Annotated in this window: 16 protein-coding genes, 1 tRNA gene and 1 pseudogene; 12 read left to right on the top strand and 6 right to left on the bottom strand. The window is 62.9% G+C overall.

The window, feature by feature from the left end; genetic code table 11:
• From Q4G22_RS05985 to Q4G22_RS05995, 3 genes are read left to right on the top strand one after another with little or no spacing between them, the layout of a single operon-like run.
• On the top strand, nucleotides 1–1,104 hold the full coding sequence (locus Q4G22_RS05985) for an oligopeptide/dipeptide ABC transporter ATP-binding protein (protein WP_303384990.1): 1,104 nt from the start codon (nucleotides 1–3) through the stop codon (nucleotides 1,102–1,104).
• Nucleotides 1,097–2,125 carry an oligopeptide/dipeptide ABC transporter ATP-binding protein gene (locus tag Q4G22_RS05990; protein WP_303384991.1) on the top strand — a complete coding sequence of 343 codons (1,029 nt, stop codon included), beginning with the start codon at nucleotides 1,097–1,099 and terminating at the stop codon, nucleotides 2,123–2,125. Before Q4G22_RS05985 ends, Q4G22_RS05990 begins: the two co-directional genes overlap by 8 nt.
• Nucleotides 2,126–3,982 (top strand): ABC transporter ATP-binding protein, encoded by a 1,857-nt coding sequence (locus Q4G22_RS05995; protein WP_303384992.1) that lies wholly within the window; start codon nucleotides 2,126–2,128, stop codon nucleotides 3,980–3,982. It begins immediately after the preceding gene.
• Nucleotides 3,983–4,088: 106 nt separating this feature from the next.
• Here Q4G22_RS05995 and Q4G22_RS06000 read toward each other — a convergent pair.
• Nucleotides 4,089–4,172, bottom strand: a tRNA-Leu gene (locus Q4G22_RS06000).
• A gap of 53 nt (nucleotides 4,173–4,225) precedes the next feature.
• Complete coding sequence (lipA, locus tag Q4G22_RS06005; RefSeq protein ID WP_303385062.1) at nucleotides 4,226–5,191, bottom strand: lipoyl synthase; 966 nt, start codon at nucleotides 5,189–5,191, stop codon at nucleotides 4,226–4,228.
• Nucleotides 5,192–5,360: 169 nt separating this feature from the next.
• Here lipA and Q4G22_RS06010 point away from each other — a divergent pair.
• Nucleotides 5,361–5,910, top strand: a pseudogene (locus Q4G22_RS06010) (peroxiredoxin).
• 4 nt (nucleotides 5,911–5,914) lie between these two features.
• Here Q4G22_RS06010 and Q4G22_RS06015 read toward each other — a convergent pair.
• Both Q4G22_RS06015 and Q4G22_RS06020 read right to left on the bottom strand, forming a co-directional pair.
• Complete coding sequence (locus tag Q4G22_RS06015; RefSeq protein ID WP_303384993.1) at nucleotides 5,915–6,847, bottom strand: hydrogen peroxide-inducible genes activator; 933 nt, start codon at nucleotides 6,845–6,847, stop codon at nucleotides 5,915–5,917.
• A gap of 104 nt (nucleotides 6,848–6,951) precedes the next feature.
• Complete coding sequence (locus Q4G22_RS06020) at nucleotides 6,952–8,064, bottom strand: DUF6456 domain-containing protein (RefSeq protein WP_303384994.1); 1,113 nt, start codon at nucleotides 8,062–8,064, stop codon at nucleotides 6,952–6,954.
• Between the two features lie 217 nt (nucleotides 8,065–8,281).
• On the opposite strand from Q4G22_RS06020, the gene Q4G22_RS06025 reads away from it, so the two are divergent.
• Nucleotides 8,282–8,692: a DUF6477 family protein gene (locus tag Q4G22_RS06025; protein ID WP_303384995.1), complete on the top strand. Its 411-nt coding sequence runs from the start codon at nucleotides 8,282–8,284 to the stop codon at nucleotides 8,690–8,692.
• Here the strand turns inward: Q4G22_RS06025 and Q4G22_RS06030 are convergent.
• Nucleotides 8,655–10,247, bottom strand: coding sequence for a helicase HerA-like domain-containing protein (locus tag Q4G22_RS06030; protein WP_303384996.1), 1,593 nt, complete (start codon nucleotides 10,245–10,247; stop codon nucleotides 8,655–8,657). The two genes, Q4G22_RS06025 and Q4G22_RS06030, sit on opposite strands and share 38 nt — an antisense overlap.
• A 481-nt stretch (nucleotides 10,248–10,728) precedes the next feature.
• On the opposite strand from Q4G22_RS06030, the gene Q4G22_RS06035 reads away from it, so the two are divergent.
• The 5 genes from Q4G22_RS06035 to Q4G22_RS06055 all read left to right on the top strand — a co-directional run bounded on the left by Q4G22_RS06035 (nucleotide 10,729) and on the right by Q4G22_RS06055 (nucleotide 15,009).
• Nucleotides 10,729–11,580, top strand: a complete 852-nt coding sequence (locus Q4G22_RS06035) for an invasion associated locus B family protein (RefSeq protein WP_303384997.1) — start codon at nucleotides 10,729–10,731, stop codon at nucleotides 11,578–11,580.
• 118 nt (nucleotides 11,581–11,698) lie between these two features.
• Nucleotides 11,699–11,863: a hypothetical protein gene (locus Q4G22_RS06040; protein WP_303384998.1), complete on the top strand. Its 165-nt coding sequence runs from the start codon at nucleotides 11,699–11,701 to the stop codon at nucleotides 11,861–11,863.
• A complete protein-coding gene (locus Q4G22_RS06045) occupies nucleotides 11,864–13,042 on the top strand; it encodes a VWA domain-containing protein (protein WP_303384999.1) in 1,179 nt (392 codons plus the stop codon).
• A 75-nt stretch (nucleotides 13,043–13,117) separates the two neighbouring features.
• Nucleotides 13,118–13,807: a sulfotransferase family protein gene (locus tag Q4G22_RS06050; RefSeq protein ID WP_303385000.1), complete on the top strand. Its 690-nt coding sequence runs from the start codon at nucleotides 13,118–13,120 to the stop codon at nucleotides 13,805–13,807.
• A gap of 509 nt (nucleotides 13,808–14,316) precedes the next feature.
• Entirely contained in the window at nucleotides 14,317–15,009 is a 693-nt protein-coding gene (locus Q4G22_RS06055; protein ID WP_303385001.1) for a M48 family metallopeptidase, read from the top strand.
• Nucleotides 15,010–15,023: 14 nt separating this feature from the next.
• On the opposite strand, the gene Q4G22_RS06060 is transcribed toward Q4G22_RS06055, so the two are convergent.
• Nucleotides 15,024–17,300: a calcium-binding protein gene (locus Q4G22_RS06060; RefSeq protein WP_303385002.1), complete on the bottom strand. Its 2,277-nt coding sequence runs from the start codon at nucleotides 17,298–17,300 to the stop codon at nucleotides 15,024–15,026.
• 184 nt (nucleotides 17,301–17,484) lie between these two features.
• Here Q4G22_RS06060 and Q4G22_RS06065 point away from each other — a divergent pair, with 184 nt between their 5' ends.
• Both Q4G22_RS06065 and Q4G22_RS06070 read left to right on the top strand, forming a co-directional pair.
• Complete coding sequence (locus Q4G22_RS06065) at nucleotides 17,485–18,666, top strand: hypothetical protein (protein WP_303385003.1); 1,182 nt, start codon at nucleotides 17,485–17,487, stop codon at nucleotides 18,664–18,666.
• A complete protein-coding gene (locus Q4G22_RS06070) occupies nucleotides 18,663–20,009 on the top strand; it encodes a cytochrome P450 (protein WP_303385004.1) in 1,347 nt (448 codons plus the stop codon). The genes Q4G22_RS06065 and Q4G22_RS06070 overlap by 4 nt, the downstream gene beginning before the upstream one ends.
• Nucleotides 20,010–20,011: the final 2 nt, after the last annotated feature.

Below are 20,011 nucleotides of genomic sequence, written 5' to 3' on the forward strand. Positions count from 1 at the left end.
ATGGCATTACTGGACATCAAGGACCTGAACGTCAGCTTTGCCACCAATGACGGCACGGTTCATGCGGTGAACGGCGTCGATCTGACCATGCAGGCGGGCGATACGCTGGGGATCGTGGGCGAATCCGGCTCGGGCAAATCGCAGCTGGCGTTTTCGATCATGGGGCTGCTGGCGCGGAACGGGCGGGCCACGGGCAGCGTGAAATTCGACGGGCAAGAGATCCTGAACGCGCCGCCCAAAGTGCTGAACAAGATCCGCGCCGAACAGATCGCGATGATCTTTCAAGACCCGATGACCAGCCTCAACCCCTATATGCGGGTGGCCGATCAGATGGCCGAGGTCTTGGTGCTGCACAACGGCATGTCCAAGACCGACGCGGTGGCGGAATCTGCGCGGATGCTGGATGCGGTGAAAATCCCCGACGCCAAGGGGCGCATCCGCCTGTATCCGCATGAATTTTCCGGCGGAATGCGGCAGCGGGTGATGATCGCCATGGCGCTTTTGTGCAAGCCGCGCCTGCTGATCGCGGACGAACCCACCACGGCGCTGGACGTGACGGTTCAGGCGCAGATCATGGCTCTGCTGGCCGATCTGCAACGCGATCTGGGCATGGCGATGATCCTGATTACCCATGATCTGGGCGTTGTGGCCGGGTCGTGCCGCGATGTGGTGGTAATGTATGGCGGGCGCATCCGCGAGACCGGCCCGGTGCTGCCGCTGTTCGACGCCCCCGCCCATCCCTATACGCAAGGGCTGCTAGAGGCGATCCCGCGCGTTGACCAGAAAGGCGACCGGCTGTCGGCCATCCCCGGCAGCCCGCCAAACATGTCGCGCCCGCCCAAGGGCTGCGCGTTCGAGCCGCGCTGCACCTATCGCATGGACCGCTGCGCGACCAAGGGGCCGGAACTGCTGGAATTCGCCCCCGATCGCCGCCGCGCATGCTTTGCCGATCTAGAGGACGTGATCGCGCATCGTGACCGCGTTCACCTGTCCGGCGATCCGATGCCTCAAGGCGACGCGCCCATCCCCGAGGCCATCCCGCTCGGCGCCGTTGCTGGCGCTGGCATGGCCGGAACCCCCACCGAGGGAGGCCGCAATGACTAAGCCCCTGCTGGACGTCCGCGATCTGCGTGTCACCTTCCACATCCGCCGCGAAGGCGACATGCCTTGGACCGCGCCGCGACAGCTTCACGCGGTGGGCGGGGTCGATTTCACCCTGCGCCCCGGCGAAACGCTGGGCGTTGTCGGCGAATCGGGCTGCGGCAAATCCACGCTGGCCCGCGCGCTGATCGGGCTGGTTCATGCCACCGGCCATGCAGAATGGATCGACGGTGCCGATCTGATCGGCCTGACCCCGCGCCAGATGATGAAATACCGCCGCGACATTCAGATGGTGTTTCAGGACCCGCTGGCATCCTTGAACCCGCGCATGACCGTTGGCCAGATCATCGCGGAACCCTTGGTCACGCATCACCCCGGCCTGTCCCGCGACGAGGTGAAAACGCGTGTCAAGGACATGATGGAGCGGGTGGGCCTGCTGCCGAACCAGATCAACCGCTACCCGCATGAATTTTCCGGTGGTCAGTGTCAGCGCATCGGCATCGCCCGCGCGCTGATCGTGGAGCCCCGGCTGATTATCTGCGATGAACCCGTGTCGGCGCTGGATGTGTCGATTCAGGCGCAGATCATCAACCTGCTGGACGATCTGCAACGCGACCTTGGCCTTGCGCTGATCTTTATCGCGCATGATCTGTCGGTGGTGAAGCATATCAGCGACCGGGTAATGGTGCTTTACTTGGGCAAGGTGATGGAGATCGCCAGCGCGGATGAGCTGTATGCCGACCCGCAGCACCCCTATACGCAGGCGCTGCTCTCGGCCGTGCCGGTGCCGGACCCGCGAATCGAGGCGGAAAAGGTCGTCGTGCCGCTGCGCGGTGATCTGCCCTCGCCGATGGCGCCGCCGTCTGGCTGTGTGTTCCGCACCCGTTGCCCGCGCGCGCAGGCGCTGTGCGCGCAGCAGGTGCCGATGCTGGCGGGCGATCCGGCGGGAACGGGCGGGCATCGCTGGGCCTGCCATTTCCCCGGTCCCTTGACCGAGGCGGAAATCGGTGCCACCCCTCGCTGAATGCCGCCCATCCAGAAAGAACCGCCCCGTAGCTTTGCCGCCCGTTGGGCCGCGCTAAAGAACATCCCGCCGTTTCTGGCGATGGTCTGGCGCGCCGCGCCGCATCTGACCATCGCCACGATGATCCTGCGCGCTATCGGAGCCTTTGTGCCGGTGGCGATGCTGTGGATCGCCAAGCTGATCCTTGACGAAGTGGTGCGGCTGGCCGCCCTGCCCGATGCGCCAAACGGCCTGATGGATTGGTGGCAATCGGGGCTGGCCGATCATCTGGTGACTCTGGTCGCGCTGGAACTGGCCATCGGCATCGGGTCCGACATCATCAGCCGGCTGGTGAGGCTGGTCGATTCGCTGTTGCAGGAACGGCTGGTGATCGACCTGTCGATGCGGCTGATGGACCACGCCGCCGCACTGGATCTGGAGGATTTCGAGGACGCCGCATTTCAGGACAAGCTCGACCGCGCCCGCCGTCAGGCCGCTGGCCGGATGAGCCTGATGGGAACGATCTTTGAGCAGTTGCAGGACAGCCTGACCATTGCGACACTCGGCGCCGGGCTGATCCTTTATAACCCGTGGCTGATCCTGATCCTGCTGATCGGGCTGATCCCCGCCTTTCTGGCCGAGGCGCATTTCAACGCGCAGTCCTATAATCTCGATTTCCGCCGCACGGCGGAACGGCGCGAGATCGACTATCTGCGCCAGACCGCCGCCAGTGCGGAAACCGCCAAGGAAATCAAGATATTCGACCTGCACCGCTTTCTGTCCGGGCGCTATCTGGCGCTGTCGCGGAAATTCTATGCCGAGGCACGGCGGATTGCGCAGGCCAGGGCGGCGTGGGGGGCGCTGTTTTCGGCGCTTGGGTCTTTGGCCTATTATGCCGCCTATGCGTGGATCGTGGTGCAGACGCTGACCGGCGATCTGTCCATCGGCGATCTGACCTTTCTGGCCGGGTCCTTTATGCGGGTGAAGGGCATTATCGAGCGGCTGCTGTCGTCCTTTGGCACCACCGCCGCGCAGGCGCTGTATCTTGAGGATCTGTTCGACTTTTTCCGCGAGGTGCCGGAAATCGCCTCCAAGCCGGATGCCGTGGCCGTGCCGCGCCCGATCAAGCAGGGGTTTACCTTTGAAAACGTCGGCTTTCGTTATCCGAATGCCGAAAAATGGGCGGTGCGCGGGCTGTCCTTCACGCTGCATGCAGACGAAACGCTGGCTTTGGTGGGCGAGAATGGCGCGGGAAAGACCACGCTGGTCAAGCTGCTGGCGCGGCTTTATGATCCGGATGAGGGGCGTATCCTGCTGGATGGGGTCGATCTGCGCGACTATGATCTGGACGATCTGCGCGCGGCGATTGGTGTGATCTTTCAGGACTTTGTGCGATATTCCATGACGGCAGCGGATAACATCGCCGTTGGCCGGATCGAGGCGCGCGAGGATCGCCCCCGGATCGAACAGGCCGCCGAACGCGCTTTGGCCGATCAGGTGATTGCGCGCCTGCCTGCGGGTTATGAGCAGATGGTCGGCAAGCGGTTCGTGCAGGGCGTCGATCTGTCGGGCGGCGAGTGGCAAAAGCTGGCCATCGCCCGCGCCTATATGCGCGACGCGCAGGTGCTTATCCTTGATGAACCGACCGCTGCGCTGGATGCCCGTTCTGAATTCGAGGTCTTTCAGCGGTTCCGCGAATTGATGGCCGGGCGGACGGCGGTTCTGATCTCGCATCGGTTTTCGTCGGTGAGGATGGCGGATCGGATTCTGGTGCTGCATCTGGGCCAGATCGAGGCGCAGGGGACGCATGAGGAATTGTTAGCCCAGCCCGGGCGGTATCGGGAGTTGTTTGAATTGCAGGCGGCGGGGTATCGGTGAGGTTGCCCCCAAAGGCCGGGGGCGCTTCGCCCCCCGGACCCCCAGAGGATATTTCAGGACAAAAGATGCCTGGGGCACAATTCTTAGGAGAGGACGGCAAAGCGTTTGGTAGGGGTAGTCGGACTCGAACCGACACTTCTTTCGAAAACGGATTTTGAATCCGTCGCGTCTACCATTCCGCCACACCCCCGTGACGCTTTGCTGTCTGGTGCTGATAACGACCTTTGCCGCCGTCGGCAAGGGTCAGGCTTGGCCGAGTTTTTCCAGCCGCGCGGCGCGCAGGCGGGCAAAGTCATCACCGGCGTGATAGCTGGATCGGGTCAGCGGCGTGGCCGAAACCATCAGGAAGCCCTTGCCATAAGCTGCCTTTTCATAGCTGGTGAATTCCTCGGGCGTGACAAAGCGATCTACGCGGTGATGTTTCGGCGTTGGTTGCAGATATTGGCCGATAGTGATGAAGTCGATGTCGGCGGCGCGCATGTCGTCCATCACCTGCGATACGCCCTGACGATCTTCGCCCAGGCCGACCATGATGCCGGATTTGGTGAACAGGGTCGGGTCCAGTTCCTTGACCCGCTGAAGCAGGCGCAGGCTGTGGAAATAGCGCGCGCCGGGGCGCACGGTCGGGTAAAGGCCGGGGACGGTTTCAAGGTTGTGGTTGAATACATCCGGGCGTGCCTCGACCACGGTTTCCAGTGCGCGGGCAGCGCATTTCAGGAAATCAGGGGTCAGCACCTCGATGGTGGAATCAGGGCTGCGGTGGCGGATGGCGCGGATAGTCTGGGCGAAATGTTCCGCGCCGCCATCGTCCAGATCGTCGCGATCAACCGAAGTGATGACGACGTGGCGCAGCCCCAGTTTCTGCACCGCATGGGCAACGCGGCCCGGTTCGAACACGTCCAGAGCGTCGGGCTTGCCAGTGATGACGTTGCAGAAGGAACAGCCGCGGGTGCAGATGTCGCCCATAATCATCATGGTAGCGTGGCCCTGGCTCCAGCATTCGCCGACATTGGGGCAGCCTGCCTCTTCGCAGACGGTGGACAGGCGGTTGTTACGCAGAATGTCGCGCGTGTCCTTGTAGCCCTGCGAGGTTGGCGCCTTGACCCTGATCCACGACGGTTTTTTCGGCTGTGCCTGATCGACGCGGTGTGCCTTTTCCGGGTGGCGCAGGCGCGGCGGCTGGTTATGGCCGGCAGGGGGCGGGGACATATCGGTCATCGGCGTGCTTTCGCTGGTTTTTCCCTAGGTAATACCAAACTGCCCTGCAATCAACGATCTGCTGCGATGTCCGGGGTGCAACCCTATGCCGCGGCGCAGCGATACGCTATAATCCGCGCGCGGAGGAGATGATGCACCACAAAAGAACGGGAGCACGCCTATGAAAATTGGCGATAAAATTCCTCAGGTTACATTTCGGACCCGCGTTCGCGACGAATTCGGTCGGCGGCCCGAACCCGTTCCGCTGGCAGGACATGACATCGGACGACTATTTCAAAGGGAAACGGGTGATCCTGTTTTCGTTGCCCGGTGCGTTCACCCCCACCTGTTCGACCTATCAACTGCCCGGCTTTGAAAAGTCGTTCCAGCAGTTCCGCGATCTGGGCATTGACGCGATCTATTGCCTGTCCGTGAATGACAGCTTTGTGATGAACCAGTGGGCCAAGTCGCAGAACCTGCAAAACGTTAAGGTGATCCCCGATGGCTCGGGCGTGTTCACCGAAAAGGCCGGGATGCTGGTGCGCAAGGATAACCTAGGCTTTGGTGCCCGGTCGTGGCGCTATGCCGCCGTAGTGAATGATGGCGTGGTCGAGGCGTGGCTCGAAGAACCGGGCCGCTGCGACGATTGCGGGGATGATCCTTACGGCGAAACCTCGCCTGAAAATCTGCTGAAATATCTGCAAAACGCACGGGTTGCCGAACCGGCATGATCCCTTAGGGCCACCCTCCGGGGCGGCCTTTTTCATCCGCCGCTTCGCCAGCCCGGCGCAGGATCGCGGCCAGCTCATGGAACCATCCCCCCGCCGGTGTCGAGATGCGACGCACCAGCACGATGTCGCGCGCGGGCTGCGGTTCGGCAAAGCGGATCAGCGTCAGCCCCGGTGCCGCCGCCACTTCCTGACGGGCGGCGATTTGCGGCACGAAGGTCAGCCCCATGCCCTGCGCCGCCAGCCGACACAGCGTCGCCAAGGACGCAGCCCCCAAATCCAGCCGCCCGCTGTGGCGTGTCAGCCCGCAAACTTCCAGCGCCTGATCGCCAAGGCAATGGCCTTCGTCCAGCAACAGCAATTGACCGGGGTCCAGCGAGCGGGGGCGCAGCGTCTCGGCCCGGTCGGCCAGATCGGCGATGCGGGCGGCGCTGCCCGCCAGCAGGAACGGGTCGGTGAACAGCGTCAGCGCGGCCAGATCGGGGCTGTCGGGCGGGCTGGCGATGACCGCGGCATCCAGATGGCCTTGCAGCAGCTCGGTCAACAGGCGGTCCGTCGTCGCCTCACGCAGATGCAGATCACGGCTGATGTCACCGCTGCGCAGTTCCGGCAGCACGACAGGCAGCAGATAGGGCGCGACGGTGGGGATCATCCCCAGCCGCAGCCGTCCGCCCTGCCCCGGCTGCCGTGCGATGCGTTCCAGCGTCGCGACCTCGGCCAGAACCCGCGCGGCCTGATCGGCAAAGGTGCGCCCCTGCGGCGTCAGGTGAACGCCGCCGGATGTGCGTTCGACCAGAACCGCACCCACCTCGGCCTCAAGCGCCTTGATCTGCATGGACAATGCGGGCTGGGTCACGTGAACCGACTCGGCTGCGTTGCCGAAATGGCCGTGCCGGGCCAGGGCCATCAGATAACGCAACTGTCGCAAAGTGATGTTCATCGGATTTCCCAAAGCGGGCGCCCCCTGCCCCGTCAGGGTCTAGCCTGCGTCCGCTGACGCCGCAAATGGAAAGGGCGCCCCATGGGCGCCCCGTCATGGCCAGATCAGCCGATCAGCGGTGATCCCTTGCCATAGGTTTCCAGATAGTGCCGTTCCAGCCGCAGCAAAGCCAGCCGCAGCACGATCTTGCCCGAGCGCGCAGACCAGCCAAGTCGGCGTTCGGTCTGTTCGATTCCTTCCAGAAAACAGCAGACGCGCAGCACGATGTCGCCCATGCCCGGCCCCAGATCACGCAGCGCCCCGGCCACACGGTCGCGTGCCGATTCCGACCCGCCGCGATAACCGCCCGCGCTGCGGCTGACGTCAATGCCCGAAGTCATGAAGCCATCCCAGTTCTGGGTGACGCGCGGTCCCATCTGGGCCAGTTCGAAATCCTCGCGCAGTCGTTCGCCCGCCGCAACCTGCCCCGATGTCAGGAACGGCTGGCCCCCGGCGTCGCGGCGGCGGGCCAGCACCAGCAACGGACTTTCCGCGATGTTCACGCGGGCGCGGCGGCGGCGGTCGTCTTCGGGATCGCGAATGACGCGATCTTCCCAGATACGGTGGCGCTGCGCCGCGTGGGGGCCTTGATCGCCATCAGGAGCGTCACCCACCGGCTGGGCGCTGTCAAAATCCTCGTCCCGTGGCAGAGCGCGACCCGGCGCACGATTCAGCATCGAGCGTAGCGCCTCACGCCCGGCGGGGACGATGGCATAGCTCATGATACGACCGCTGCTGATCTGGGCGACCCAGCCGTTCAGTGCCATGCTTTCGGCCAGTCGGCGTTCGATGATGGCCGTGCGCATCCCGTCGCGGGTGACGATGGCCTTGTCCATCCCCTCGGCCACGGCCAGCACGGCACCCGATTCCGCCAGACGGCGCAGCGCGCGCAGGATTTGCGCCTCATCCAGCCGCGACCCGTCCTGTCCGCGATCCAGCGCGCGGTCGATCAGCGGATCGTCGCGGCGGGCCTCGAACTTGCGGATGCGGCGCAGGATGGTCGAGGCATGGCAGCCCAACTCCCGCGCCAGCGAGCGGATGGATTCGCCCTTTTCCACGTGGCGCAGATACAGGCGCGCATCATCGGGCATATCAGCCGGGCGGGGGTCGGCGTCGGTGTCCGGGCAGTGACCTGTGACGGCAGAGTCGTGGGGAAAGTCACCAGACAGCATGGTCATTCTTTTTCCTATCAGTCAGTTATCGGGGAATGGCAGTTCCCCCTGGGGTTGCGAATTGAGGTCTCGTTAACCGGAACCTCGTCAGATAGGCGCAACATTCCCTAATAATCCTTAAAGGTTCTTAAGTGTTGCGCGCGGCGCAGTTCGGTGGTCGGCAACACCCGCTTTGATTGTGTGATGTTGTGTCCATGGATCAGACCAGAGCCAGGAGGCCATCATGCACACCACCACCAATGTCATCGCTTTTCGTCCCCGCGCAGCAACCGGCCTGCGTCGACCGAGGGTGTTGATCCGCGCGGCCCGTGAAGGCCAGTCGGGCTGGAAACGCGACCGCGACCTGCCCAAGCTGCTGCGCAGCGATCACTGCCCCGCCCCCGGCGCTGCCCTGCTGCGCCTGCGGGCCGAGGAAGAACATCAGAATACCGCCCGCCTGTCAGGCGCGGCAGAATATGACATGCGCCGTCATGTCATGCTGATGATCGCGATTCTGGCAGAAATGCGTGCAGTGGTGGTGGCAACGCCCGCAGCCTGTCAGACTCAGGCCGCCCCGCCCCGCCCGCGCGTTGCCGCCGCTGCGATGAGCATGGGCATCAACGCCCGCGGAACAGCGATCCAAGCACGCCTCTGACCAAAGCCTGCCCGGTCTTGGTCCCCAACTGCCGCGCAAGGCTTTTGCCAAAAGCGTCCACCACGGAATCGCTGCGCGATGCTGAGGACCGCGAACCTGCCCTGCTGGTCTGCTGTTTTGGTGCCGGAATCTGAAGATTCGCATCATAGCGGCGGGCACGGGTAAATTCGCGGTCCATTTTCCACAGATCGTCATCCTGTCCCTCGGCCCCGGCCGCTGCGCTTTGCTGTGCGGCCTGTTCGGCGCGGGCGGTCAGAATCTCATGCGCTGATTCGCGATCAATCACCTTGTCATATTTCAGCGCCATCGGCGACGCGGCCATCACCGCGCTGCGTTCGGCGGGGGTGATCGGGCCAAGCTGGCTGAAGGGCGGGCGCACCAGCGTCCGCTGCACCACACCCGGCACACCTTTCAGTTCCAGAAACGAGGTGACGGCCTCGCCCGTGGCCAGTTCGGTGATCGCAGTGGCGGTGTCGAAATCAGGGTTGGCACGGTAATTTTCCGCAGCCTGCCGCAGCGCCCGCTGATCCTTGGCGGTAAAAGCGCGCAGCGCGTGCTGAACGCGGTTGCCAAGCTGCCCCAGCACGGCCTCGGGCACGTCGGCGGGATTTTGGGTAATGAACCAGATACTGACCCCTTTGGACCGGATCAACCGCGCCACCTGTTCCACCTTGGCAATCAGCGCGCGCGGCGCATCATTGAACAGCAGATGCGCCTCGTCAAAGAAAAAGGCGACCTTGGGTTTGTCGGGGTCGCCCACCTCGGGCAGTTGTTCGAACAGTTCGGACAGCAGCCACAGCAGGAACGTCGCATACAGGCGCGGCGCGTTCATCAGCCGTTCGGCGGCGATGATGTTGATGACGCCCTTGCCCGAGGCATCCAGCCGGATGATGTCGGCCAGATCCAGCGCGGGTTCCCCGAACAGCCGGTCGCCGCCTTCGTTTTCCAGCACCAACAGGGCGCGCTGAATCGCACCCACGCTGGCGGTGCTGACATTGCCGTAACGCAGCGACAGTTCTGACGAATTTTCGCCCACCCACCGCAGCATGGCCTGCAAATCCTTCAGATCATACAGCGCCAGCCCCTGTTCGTCGGCCACGCGGAAGGCGATATTCATCACCCCTTCCTGAACATCGGTCAGCCCCAGCAGGCGCGACAGCAGCAGCGGCCCCATCTCGGCGGGGGTGGTGCGCACCGGATGGCCCTGTTCGCCCCAGATGTCCCAGAACGTCACCGGAAACTGATCGTAACGCAGCGTCACACCGATTTGTTCGGCCCGTTGGGCAAAGGCATCGTGCAGCTTGCCCGTCTCGCTGCCGGGTTTGGCCAGCCCGGCCAGATCGCCTTTGACATCAGCCAGAAACACCGGCACCCCGGCGGCCGAGAAACTTTCGGCCAGCACTTGCAGGGTAACGGTCTTGCCCGTTCCGGTGGCGCCCGCGATCAGCCCGTGACGGTTGGCATATTTCAACAGCAGGTGCTGCGGTTCAGCATGATTCGCACCGCCGCCGCCCACGATAACCGTGCCTGCCGCCAGATCCAGCGCCTCTGCCATATTTGCCCCCTTTGCCCGGAAAAGCCGTTCGTTGCGTCGCATTCGTGCGTTGCGACAATACTATTTTAACCCTGTCATGCCAGTATCAGATTCATCCGGGGTCCACTGCCTGCGATCCCGGACCTTCCTCCCTGTTGGACTTGCCGCGCCTTTGGGCGCGGCTTTTTTTATCATTTGGTCAGATATTTGAATGTGAACGCCTTTTTGCGTCAGGACTGTTGACGGATAAAAAAGCCGATACTAGCGTGCGGCCCAATGATGACCGGCCAGTCCGGCAGGGGGAACGCGGGCCGCTTTGATGCCTGCGCTGAACGGGGTCGCAGCCTTGGTTGCGGCCCTTTTTCTACGTCCGCATTGCCGTTCACGGCATGACACCGCCGGTTCACGCGAATGCGCAGGGGCGGGCGCGGTTGCGCGCTGACAAGGGCGGCGGGGCGTGATATTCCGGCTCAAAGGTCTGAACCGAAAGGAAAGAGAGATCATGGTTATCAAGGCTTCCCCGGCCCTCGTCGCGGCCATGCTGCTGATTGCAGCGCCCGCCTTTGCGCAGGACACTGCAACGACGGCTACCGATCAGGCCAGCGAATCGACCGGCGCGGCAGGGGTTCAGGGTGGTGAGGGCACGCAATCGGGCGCTGCGACGGATGCACCTGCTGATGCCGCCGCCGAAGCCACCCCGGCAGGCGATGCCGCCGCAGGTGTCGAAGGCGCGCCGGGCACCCAGTCCGGTGCTGCGCCCGAAGCCGAAACCACCCCGGCACAAACGACAGAGCCGGCTGCCGCTGCGGATGCCGCCCCGGCAGAGCCGCAATTGGGCGCCTATTACGTGAAATCAACCCAGACCGACTGGACGGTGCGCTGCATCAACACGGAAAATCCGGTCGATCCCTGCGAGATGTATCAACTGCTGCGCGACGAAGGTGGCAATTCCGTCGCCGAAGTCACCATGATTCCGCTGTCGGGTGGACAGGTGGCCGCAGGTGCGACCATGGTTGCGCCGCTGGAAACCGACCTGATCGCCGGGCTGACGCTGCGCGTCGATCAGGGGCAGGCCCGGACCTATCCATTCAACCTGTGCACCTCGATCGGCTGTGTGTCGCGCGTCGGCTTTACGCAGGCGGAACTGGATCAACTGCGCCGTGGTCGTGCCGCGACGATCAGCCTGGTGCCCTTTGGCGGTGATCCGCGCGATCCGGTCAGCCTGAACATGTCGCTGTCGGGCTTTACCGCCGCGATCAACGAATTGACCGAAAACGCCAGGGCCGCCGAAGAAGGCAACGCGGCGGCCCCCGCAGCCGAAGCCCCTGCCGAGGCAGCGCCGGCGGGCAACTGATCGACGATGATACCGTTCAAGGCCGCGCCACCCGCGCGGCCTTTTCCATTCGCCGAGCCGGTTGCGCACAGGGGGCCGCGCCGCTATCCCTGCCGGACACACAGAACAAGGGCAGAGCATGATTGTTATCGCCGCCATCGTGATCGGCGCGCTGTTGGGCTGGCACCGCGCCGCGCAACTGGGTGGAACCACGCGCGACCGCATTCAATATGCGGCGGTCTTTGCCATCGCCTTTGCCATCCTTGGCCTGTTCGCGACAATCTTTATGGAACGGTCGCTGTAAATGTTCGCGCATTTCCTTGACAGTCTGCGTCGGCATGGGGTGCCGGTCAGCCTGCGGGAATATCTGGATCTGCTGGGCGGAATGCAGGCGGGGGTCAGCGGCTGGTCGGTCGATGATCTTTATCACTTCGCCCGCGCGGCCACGGTCAAGGATGAGCGCCATATCGATCGTTTCGACCGCGCCTTTTCCGAAACATTTTCCGGGCTGGAAATGGTGCCGGTCGAACGGCTGCTGGAATCGCGTGAAATCCCGCGCGACTGGTTGGAAAAGCTGGCCGAAAACCTGTTGACCGACGCCGAAAAGGCCGAGGTGCAGGCAGCGGGCAGCTTTGACGAATTGATGAAGCGGCTGGCCGAACGCCTGCGTGAACAGCAGGGCCGTCATCAGGGCGGGAATAAATGGATCGGCACCGCAGGCACCAGCCCTTTTGGTGCGTATGGCTATAACCCCGAAGGGATTCGTATCGGCCAACACGAATCGCGCCACCGCCGTGCCGTTAAAGTCTGGGACAAGCGCGAGTTTCGGGATTTTGACGACAACGTGGAATTGGGCACCCGCAACATCAAGGTGGCGCTGAAACGGTTGCGGCAATGGGCACGGCACGGTGCGGCCGACGAACTGGACCTGCCCGCCACCATTCGCGCCACCGCCGATCACGGCTATATCGACGTAAAAACCCGGCCCGAGCGGCGCAATGCAGTAAAGGTGTTGCTGTTTCTGGATGTCGGCGGGTCGATGGACGATCACATCCGTGTTGTCGATGAATTATTCAGCGCCGCTCGCGCCGAGTTCAAACATATGGAACATTTTTATTTCCACAATTGCCTTTATGGGTCTGTGTGGAAAGACAACCACCGCCGCTGGAACGAACAAATTCCGACATGGGACGTGCTCCATCGTTTTGGGCGTGATTATAAATGTATTTTTGTGGGCGATGCCAGCATGTCACCCTATGAAATAGCGGTGCCCGGTGGGGCCAATGAACACTGGAATCCCGAAGCCGGCGAGGTCTGGTTACGGCGCGCCACCGAAACATGGCCCGATCACGTCTGGTTGAATCCGGTGCCCCAAGCGCATTGGCCGCGCACGCAATCCATCAATATGATTGAACATATTTTTGAAAATCGCATGATGCCCATGACACTTGACGGGCTGACGCGTGCAATGCGGGTGCTATGACACCACAGAGTGCTTGCGGTTGAGGTGCTATCTAGGTTAACCTGCCAATTGGTTCGACAATGGGCGGGCGGCAGAATGTCTTCGATCAGTGCAAAAATATATAAGCGTCTGGCATATAAGCTGCTGAACCGGATGCCTTATGAGCGGCCTTTTGTTTTCGGGATCGGCCTGTCTAAAACCGCAACCACCACCCTGGCCGATGCGCTGACGATTCTGGGCTATAATGTGCAGGATAACCCGCCAATCACCAAGGTGCGGGACGGACGTATTATTATGGACTGGCCGTGGTGGCTGCGCGATTGCAATGCAATGACCGACCTGCCGGTGGCAGCCGTAATGCCGGAAATGGTCAGGAAATTTCCGAATGCCCATTTTATTTACACCACTCGAAAAATGGAAGCATGGCTGAAAAGTTGTAAAAGCCATTTTTCGCCCGAACTGCATGCGGCGCGGGTGCAGCAGGGCAATGAATGGATGTTAGAGCTGTCAACCGCTATTTATGGTGAGGCCATCTTTACTGACCCGGAATCGTTCCGCCAGGCGTATTTGCGCCATGACCAGATGGTGCGCGAAATCGTTCCGGCCGAGCGGCTGTTGACGATTGATCTGACCACTAATCCCGGCTGGACACCACTCTGCGCCTTCCTTGGCAAACCAGTGCCGGTGCAGCCATTCCCGCATGCCAATGTCGGTATTTACAAGACGCAAGCAGCCACACTGGAACCTGCTGCGGCGCCGGAAAAAGAGACACTGCCTAGCAGTTAATCTGAAAAGTTCCCCTTTGCTTCAATAGAGCGGCGAAAAACGCCGGTTCAATATAGGAGAGGTCTGTAACGCTTTCGGTCAGAGGTTCGAAATCAGCAGTTGTCCCTCCATTCAGATCAGCCAAGACGACCCCATTACCCGTATAACATTAGGCATGGGGTAGCCGGTGAAAATTTGTTTATAATCGAACAAATTCCCGAGCCGCCAACAACCATCTGCCCCCGCAGACCGGCGGCGCGGCATTGACCGGAAATCGCCTATCAATCTTGCCGGAGTATAGCCGCAGAGCCGGATGCCATCATGGCCACAAAGCCGATCTTGCGCTGAACCGTAGCAGAATTGCCCATGCCAAGCCGCCGCACCGGAGGCAAAGCAACCGCTTCTGCACCGTATCCCGTGCCCTGCCTGGCATGGCCCCCAATCCGGGGCGCATTGTTGATCGCGCCGTCTTGCGCATTTTTGCGCCTGCTGCCGTTGACGACAGGCCCCGGCCCGCCCAGTTTAGCACTATGCTGAAACTGACCCCGATCCTGCTGATCCTCGCTTATGCCGCTGCGATGTGGTTCTTTTCTGTGTGGCGGCTGCGGGCGGAACTGGATGCACGCTCAACGCCACTGAACCATCCCCGGCTGAACCCTCTGCTGGATCGTTTGGGACAGGCGATGGGCATACCGCCGATCCGCGCACATATCTATGAGATCGAGCCGATCAACGGCCTTGCCGCCCCGGATGGCCGTATCTTCCTGACCCGAGGCTTTATCCGTAAACTGGATGCCGGGCAGGTCACGCCCGAGGAACTGGCCTCGGTCATTGCGCATGAGTTGGGCCATGTCGCGCATGGTCACACCCGCCGCCGCATGGTCGATTTTGCCGGTCAGAACGTGATCCGGGTGGTTCTGGTCGGCGTGCTGGGGCGGTTTATTCCGTTCGTCGGCGCGTGGATCGCAAATCTTGTGTCCTCGGCCATTGCCGCCCGCCTGTCGCAGCAGGATGAATACGAGGCCGATGCCTTTGCCAGCGCGCTGTTGGTCAAGGCGGGCATCGGCACCGCGCCGCAGAAATCGCTGTTCGGGAAACTGGACGCCCTGACCGGCACGGGCACGGGCAGCGCCCCGGCCTGGCTGCTGTCGCACCCCCGCACCGACAAGCGTATCGCCGCCATTCAGGCGAATGAAGCACGCTGGTCGGAACAGACGCGCTGAAGGCGGCGATTGGCTTAGGTAAAGATGAAATCGCTGGCGTCGATCTGGTTCAAATCAGCCCCGGCGACAACAACTGTCGTGCTGCCGGCAAAGCTGTTGTGAACCACCTGCACCCCGGCGGCGATCTTGGTGATATTCAGGCTGTAGATCGAACCGGCGCCTTCGAATTCGATCTTGTCCAGCCCGTCTTGCCAGTCATTGATCCGCGCCCAGCCTTCGTTGCGGCCAAAGACAAAGGTGTCGGCCCCTGCCCCGCCCCACAACTGATCGCGTCCGGTGCCGCCGATCAGCCGGTCGGCCCCTGCGCCGCCGTAAAGGCTGTCGTTCCCGGCCCCGCCGTTCAGTGTGTCGTTGCCATTGCCGCCGCGCAGCACATCGGCACCATTACCGCCGTTCAGCCGGTCGTGGCCATTGCCGCCCTCAAGCGTGTCGTTCCCGGCCCCGCCATGCAGCGTGTCGTTACCGCCGCCGCCAAAGATACGGTCGTTCCCGGCATTCCCCCAGATCTGGTTCGCGCCATTATCGCCATAGATGGTATCGTTCCCCGACCCGCCGATAACGTTTTCCACCTGCCGGATGATGTCGCGGCCATAGCCGGTGTCCTGCGCCCCGGTCAGCGCCAGCGAGACATTCGCCCCGGCCGAGCCGCTGAACCGCACTGCGTCGATCCCGGCGCCGCCGATGATCAGATCATTGCCCGCGCCACCGTCCAGCGTATCGTTGCCCGCACCGCCGCGCAGCGTGTCATGGCCTGCACCGCCAATCAGCAGATCGTTGCCATTGCCGCCCTCCAGACTGTCGCGACCATTCCCGCCATCCAGCGTGTCGTGACCATTGCCGCCCAGCAGGGTGTCATTACCTGCCCCGCCGATCAGACGATCATTGCCGCCCATGCCGGAAATCAGATCGTTGCCCGCACCGCCGTTCAGCACATTCGCGCCGCCGTTTCCGGTGAGGGTGTCATTGCCGTCCGCCGTGGTGACGTTTTCAATGGAAATCAGCCGGTCGCGGCCCGAGGACAGCGTATCCTGAAACCCGGTGATCCGCAGATCGACGCGCGTGGCCGCATTCACGACATATTGCGCCGTATCCAGCCCGGTGCCGCCGCGCAGCACGTCATTTCCTTCGCCGCCGATCAGCGTGTCGTTACCGCCATTGCCGAACAGCGTGTCGTTTCCGGCCCCCCCGCGAATCACGTTGTCGTTGTCCTGCCCGTGCAGTTCTTCGGGTGCACTGGTGCCATTCACATCTCGTGCGTTCGAGGTGACTTTCAGCCTGAATTCGCCCGAAGGTGAGGAGCTGGAATCATTGCCCGTAACAGCGACAAAGAACGTGCCCCCGCCCGTCGAGGTATAGCTTAGCACATTCGACGATCCCTGCGTGCCCGTCACGCGGGTTCCCTGCGCATCCAGCAGCGTAAGGAAGTGATACCCCAGCTTGTCCAGCGTGCCGGTGCCGACCGATTCAAGGCGATAGGTCTGCCCCGCTGCCAGCGTGATCTTGAACCAGTCGGAATCGTTTCTGGCGTCAATCCGTCCGCTCAGGGCCTGACCCGTCACCATATTGCCTTCGGTCAGCGTGTCGCCGCGCACCTTGTCACGCATATCAGATACGAGACGATAATCGCCTGCGCCGTTAACCCGGCCATAATAATCATAGACCGCGATATAAAAATCCCCGGTCTGGGCCGGACGATAGCCAAGCGCGGTGTTCGCGCCGACAGAGGTGATCTCGGTGCCATTGGCATCCATCAGCGCGATGCGGCCGGTGCTTGTGTTCAGCGGGTTATTGCCACCGGCGCTGGTCAGAACGAAACCATGCGAATACCCTTCGGTCAGGGTGACGCGATACCAGTCAGAGTCGTATTTTTGCCCAAGGCTGCCGGTGGTTGCGCCATTAACCACCACACTGGCGTCCGTGATCGTGCCCCGCTTTACATCATCATTGACATTGGCATGGATGATATAATTGCCCGTCCGCTGATAAAGCCCCGCCATGCTGACGAAATAAGTGCCGGTCTCGGTCGCGGTAAATGAAACCGACGATGTTACCGAAGACGTGTAAGAATCAGATCCTGTCAGCCGCAGACCATTCGAATCCAGAAGTGTAATACCCCCGGATTGCAGCGAATTCGGGCCACCATCGCCCGAAAAGCTGAATTCATAGCGTAGACCCGCGACAACATCAAAACGCCACCAATCGACATCCCCCGAAAAATCGATAGCACTGCGATACTGACCCGAGCCGGTGATCCGTGCCGTCGTGCTGGTGTTGCCAGGAATGTTTACCATGGTCTGCCTCCCAAAGTAGCAATCGTTAACCTTTCCTACCCTTGGGGAAAGTCGCGTGGGCCGTCAAGCCTCAGATCATCGCAACCATCGCGGCGACCTTGCCACTATGGCTGTGCGACCTTAAGCCTCTTTCCTGAACCACCAGAGGATGACAATCTGCCCCGGAACGAATAACCAACTGACCATGAACCGCATTTTTCGCCGCCGGGTGCTGTATATCCCCGGCTATGACCCGATCCCGCCGCGCCGCTACCGCGAGCTTTATCGCCGCGAGGGGGCCGATCAGGCGCGGATTTCCGGCTATACACTGGTGCAGGCGAATCGTGGGGATGACACCGGCTTTGGCTGGGCGGCGGACAGCCGTATCAAGGGCGCACAGACCCATACCGAATTCGAAGTGCTGGTCTGGGGCGACATCGTGCAGGGGTCGATGGGGCGGTCGATTCCGGCCACCTATCTGCAACTGGCGCAGACGGTATGGGCTTATGTCGGTTCGGGGGCGTTGTGGCGGCTGATGCGGCTCAGGCGTGGGCCGGTGATCGCGGCGCTCTATCCGATTGCGGTGCTACTGGCGCAACTGGTCGTGGCCTTGCTGCTGGCCGCGCTTGCGGCATGGGCTGTGGCGCATCTGTCGGGCTGGCTTGCAGCCCCGGTCGCCGCGCTGGTTTTTGCGGCGGTGCTGATGCTGTGGCGGCGGCTGGATGGCCGTATCTTCGCCTATTACCTGATGCATGATTACGCCCTGACCGCCCGGACTGGCGGTGCCTATCCGCCTGCGCTGGAAACCCGGATCGCCGCCTTTACCGACCGTATCGCGCAGGTTCTGGCGCAAGATTGGGACGAGGTGCTGATCGTCGGCCATTCCTCGGGTGCCTGTATCGCGGTGTCGGCGGTGGCTGACCTCCTGCGCCGGGGCACGTCGCCGCAACGGCTGTCGCTGATGACACTGGGTCACGTCGTGCCAATGCTGACGGCCCTGCCCCGCGCCGACCGGCTGCGCGCGGATCTGACCATGCTGGCCGGGCAGGATGGCATATTCTGGCTGGATGTCACCGCGCCGGGCGATGCCTGCTGCTTTGGCCTGTGTGATCCGGTAGCGGTGAACGGGCTGACCCCGCCGGGCGGCCAGCGCGGCCCGCTGGTCCTGTCGGCGGCCTTCACACAAACCCTGTCGCCCGAACGGCAAAGGGCGATGCGCTGGCGCTGGTTCCGGCGGCATTTTCAGTATCTTTGCGCCTTTGACCTGCCAAGGGATTACGACTATTTCGCCATCACCGCCGGGCCGCAAAGCCTGCGCCAGCGGTTCGGCGCGCGCGGCCATTCGCCGGGGCGCATCACCCGCCCGGCACTGGCGATGCAGCCATGATCCCGCCCAAGCCCCCTGCCGCGCCCAAAGGCGGCGGTGTGCTGCGGCTGGCCCGAGCCTTTCGGCGCGATCTGTTGTCGGCCCTGCCCGCGCATCTCTATCACGCCCGCATGGCCGAGTTCCGCAGCCCGCTGATCCACAGCTTTTTCTGCAACGATCCGGCGCTGGTGCGGCTGGTGCTGTCGGAACGCCCCGGCGATTTCCCCAAATCCAACCGCCTGCGCGAAGGGCTGGCGCCGCTGCTGGGCCGGTCGGTCTTTGTCACAAACGGTGCCGAGTGGGAATTCCAGCGCCGCATCATCGACCCCGCCTTTGCGGGTGGGCGGCTGCATCTGATCTTTCCGGCAATGCGCGCCGCCGCCGAGGCCGCCCTGACCCGCCTGCCCCAAGGCGAACAGGACATTGAACCCGAATGCAGCCATGCCGCCGCCGACATCATCTTTCGCACGCTGTTTTCCCTGCCCATCGAACACGAAACCGCCAACCGCGTGTTCCATGCCTTCCGCGCCCATCAGGACGCGCAGCCGGTCGTCAACCCCGCCGCGCTGATCCCATGGCCTCGCTGGCTGCCCCGGCTACACGCGCGCCAGACCCGGCGCACAGCGATGGAAATTCGCGGGCTGATCTCGGATATGGTCAACCGGCGGATGCAGGCAATCCAGAACGGCACCGCCCCCGACGATCTGGCTACCCGGATCATGACTACGCCCGATCCCGAAACCGGCCGCCGCTTTACCACTGCGGAAATGACCGATCAGGTGGCGATCTTTTTCCTGGCCGGGCATGAAACCAGCGCCGCCGCCTTGGCGTGGTCGCTGTGGCTGCTGGCCGCAAACCCCGAATGGCAGGCCCGCGTCAGTGCCGAAGCCGATGCCGCCGGACCGCTGACCAGCTTTGCCGATCTGTCTGCCTTGCGCCTGACCCGCAACACCTTCCGCGAGGCGATGCGCCTCTACCCGCCGGTGCCGATGATGGTGCGCCAAGTCACCAAACCCGAAACCCTGCGCGACCGCCCGGCCAAACCGGGGGCGCAGATTGTGCTGTCGCCCTGGCACCTGCACCGGCACGACCGGATCTGGCCCGACCCCGACAGCTTTGACCCCGAACGGTGGGATCGCCCCGACAACCGCCACGCCGCGCGCAGCGCCTATATCCCCTTCTCGGTCGGCCCGCGTGTCTGCCCCGGCGCCGGTTTCGCGATGGCCGAAGGCGTGCTGATGCTGGCCCTCATCACCCGCCAGTTTCACCTGTCGCCCGGCGCACAAGCGCCGATCCCGCAGGCACGCCTGACCACGCGCGGCCAGAACGGCATCCGTATCACGCTGAAACGCCGCACCCCCTGACA

The organism is Paracoccus sp. (in: a-proteobacteria) (genome assembly GCF_030538655.1).
Classification (GTDB): Bacteria; Pseudomonadota; Alphaproteobacteria; order Rhodobacterales; family Rhodobacteraceae; genus Paracoccus.

Bases quoted from the DNA above. Each gene is read 5' to 3' on its own strand.
- Q4G22_RS06020 (WP_303384994.1), bottom strand. From the start codon at position 8,064: ATGACCATGCTGTCTGGTGACTTTCCCCACGACTCTGCCGTCACAGGT.
- Q4G22_RS06065 (WP_303385003.1), top strand. From the start codon at position 17,485: ATGAACCGCATTTTTCGCCGCCGGGTGCTGTATATCCCCGGCTATGAC.
- Q4G22_RS06060 (WP_303385002.1), bottom strand. From the start codon at position 17,300: ATGGTAAACATTCCTGGCAACACCAGCACGACGGCACGGATCACCGGC.
- Q4G22_RS06030 (WP_303384996.1), bottom strand. From the start codon at position 10,247: ATGGCAGAGGCGCTGGATCTGGCGGCAGGCACGGTTATCGTGGGCGGC.
- Q4G22_RS06050 (WP_303385000.1), top strand. From the start codon at position 13,118: ATGTCTTCGATCAGTGCAAAAATATATAAGCGTCTGGCATATAAGCTG.
- lipA (WP_303385062.1), bottom strand. From the start codon at position 5,191: ATGTCCCCGCCCCCTGCCGGCCATAACCAGCCGCCGCGCCTGCGCCAC.
- Q4G22_RS06040 (WP_303384998.1), top strand. From the start codon at position 11,699: ATGATTGTTATCGCCGCCATCGTGATCGGCGCGCTGTTGGGCTGGCAC.
- Q4G22_RS05985 (WP_303384990.1), top strand. From the start codon at position 1: ATGGCATTACTGGACATCAAGGACCTGAACGTCAGCTTTGCCACCAAT.
- Q4G22_RS06045 (WP_303384999.1), top strand. From the start codon at position 11,864: ATGTTCGCGCATTTCCTTGACAGTCTGCGTCGGCATGGGGTGCCGGTC.
- Q4G22_RS05990 (WP_303384991.1), top strand. From the start codon at position 1,097: ATGACTAAGCCCCTGCTGGACGTCCGCGATCTGCGTGTCACCTTCCAC.
- Q4G22_RS06035 (WP_303384997.1), top strand. From the start codon at position 10,729: ATGGTTATCAAGGCTTCCCCGGCCCTCGTCGCGGCCATGCTGCTGATT.
- Q4G22_RS06015 (WP_303384993.1), bottom strand. From the start codon at position 6,847: ATGAACATCACTTTGCGACAGTTGCGTTATCTGATGGCCCTGGCCCGG.
- Q4G22_RS06070 (WP_303385004.1), top strand. From the start codon at position 18,663: ATGATCCCGCCCAAGCCCCCTGCCGCGCCCAAAGGCGGCGGTGTGCTG.
- Q4G22_RS06025 (WP_303384995.1), top strand. From the start codon at position 8,282: ATGCACACCACCACCAATGTCATCGCTTTTCGTCCCCGCGCAGCAACC.
- Q4G22_RS05995 (WP_303384992.1), top strand. From the start codon at position 2,126: ATGCCGCCCATCCAGAAAGAACCGCCCCGTAGCTTTGCCGCCCGTTGG.
- Q4G22_RS06055 (WP_303385001.1), top strand. From the start codon at position 14,317: ATGCTGAAACTGACCCCGATCCTGCTGATCCTCGCTTATGCCGCTGCG.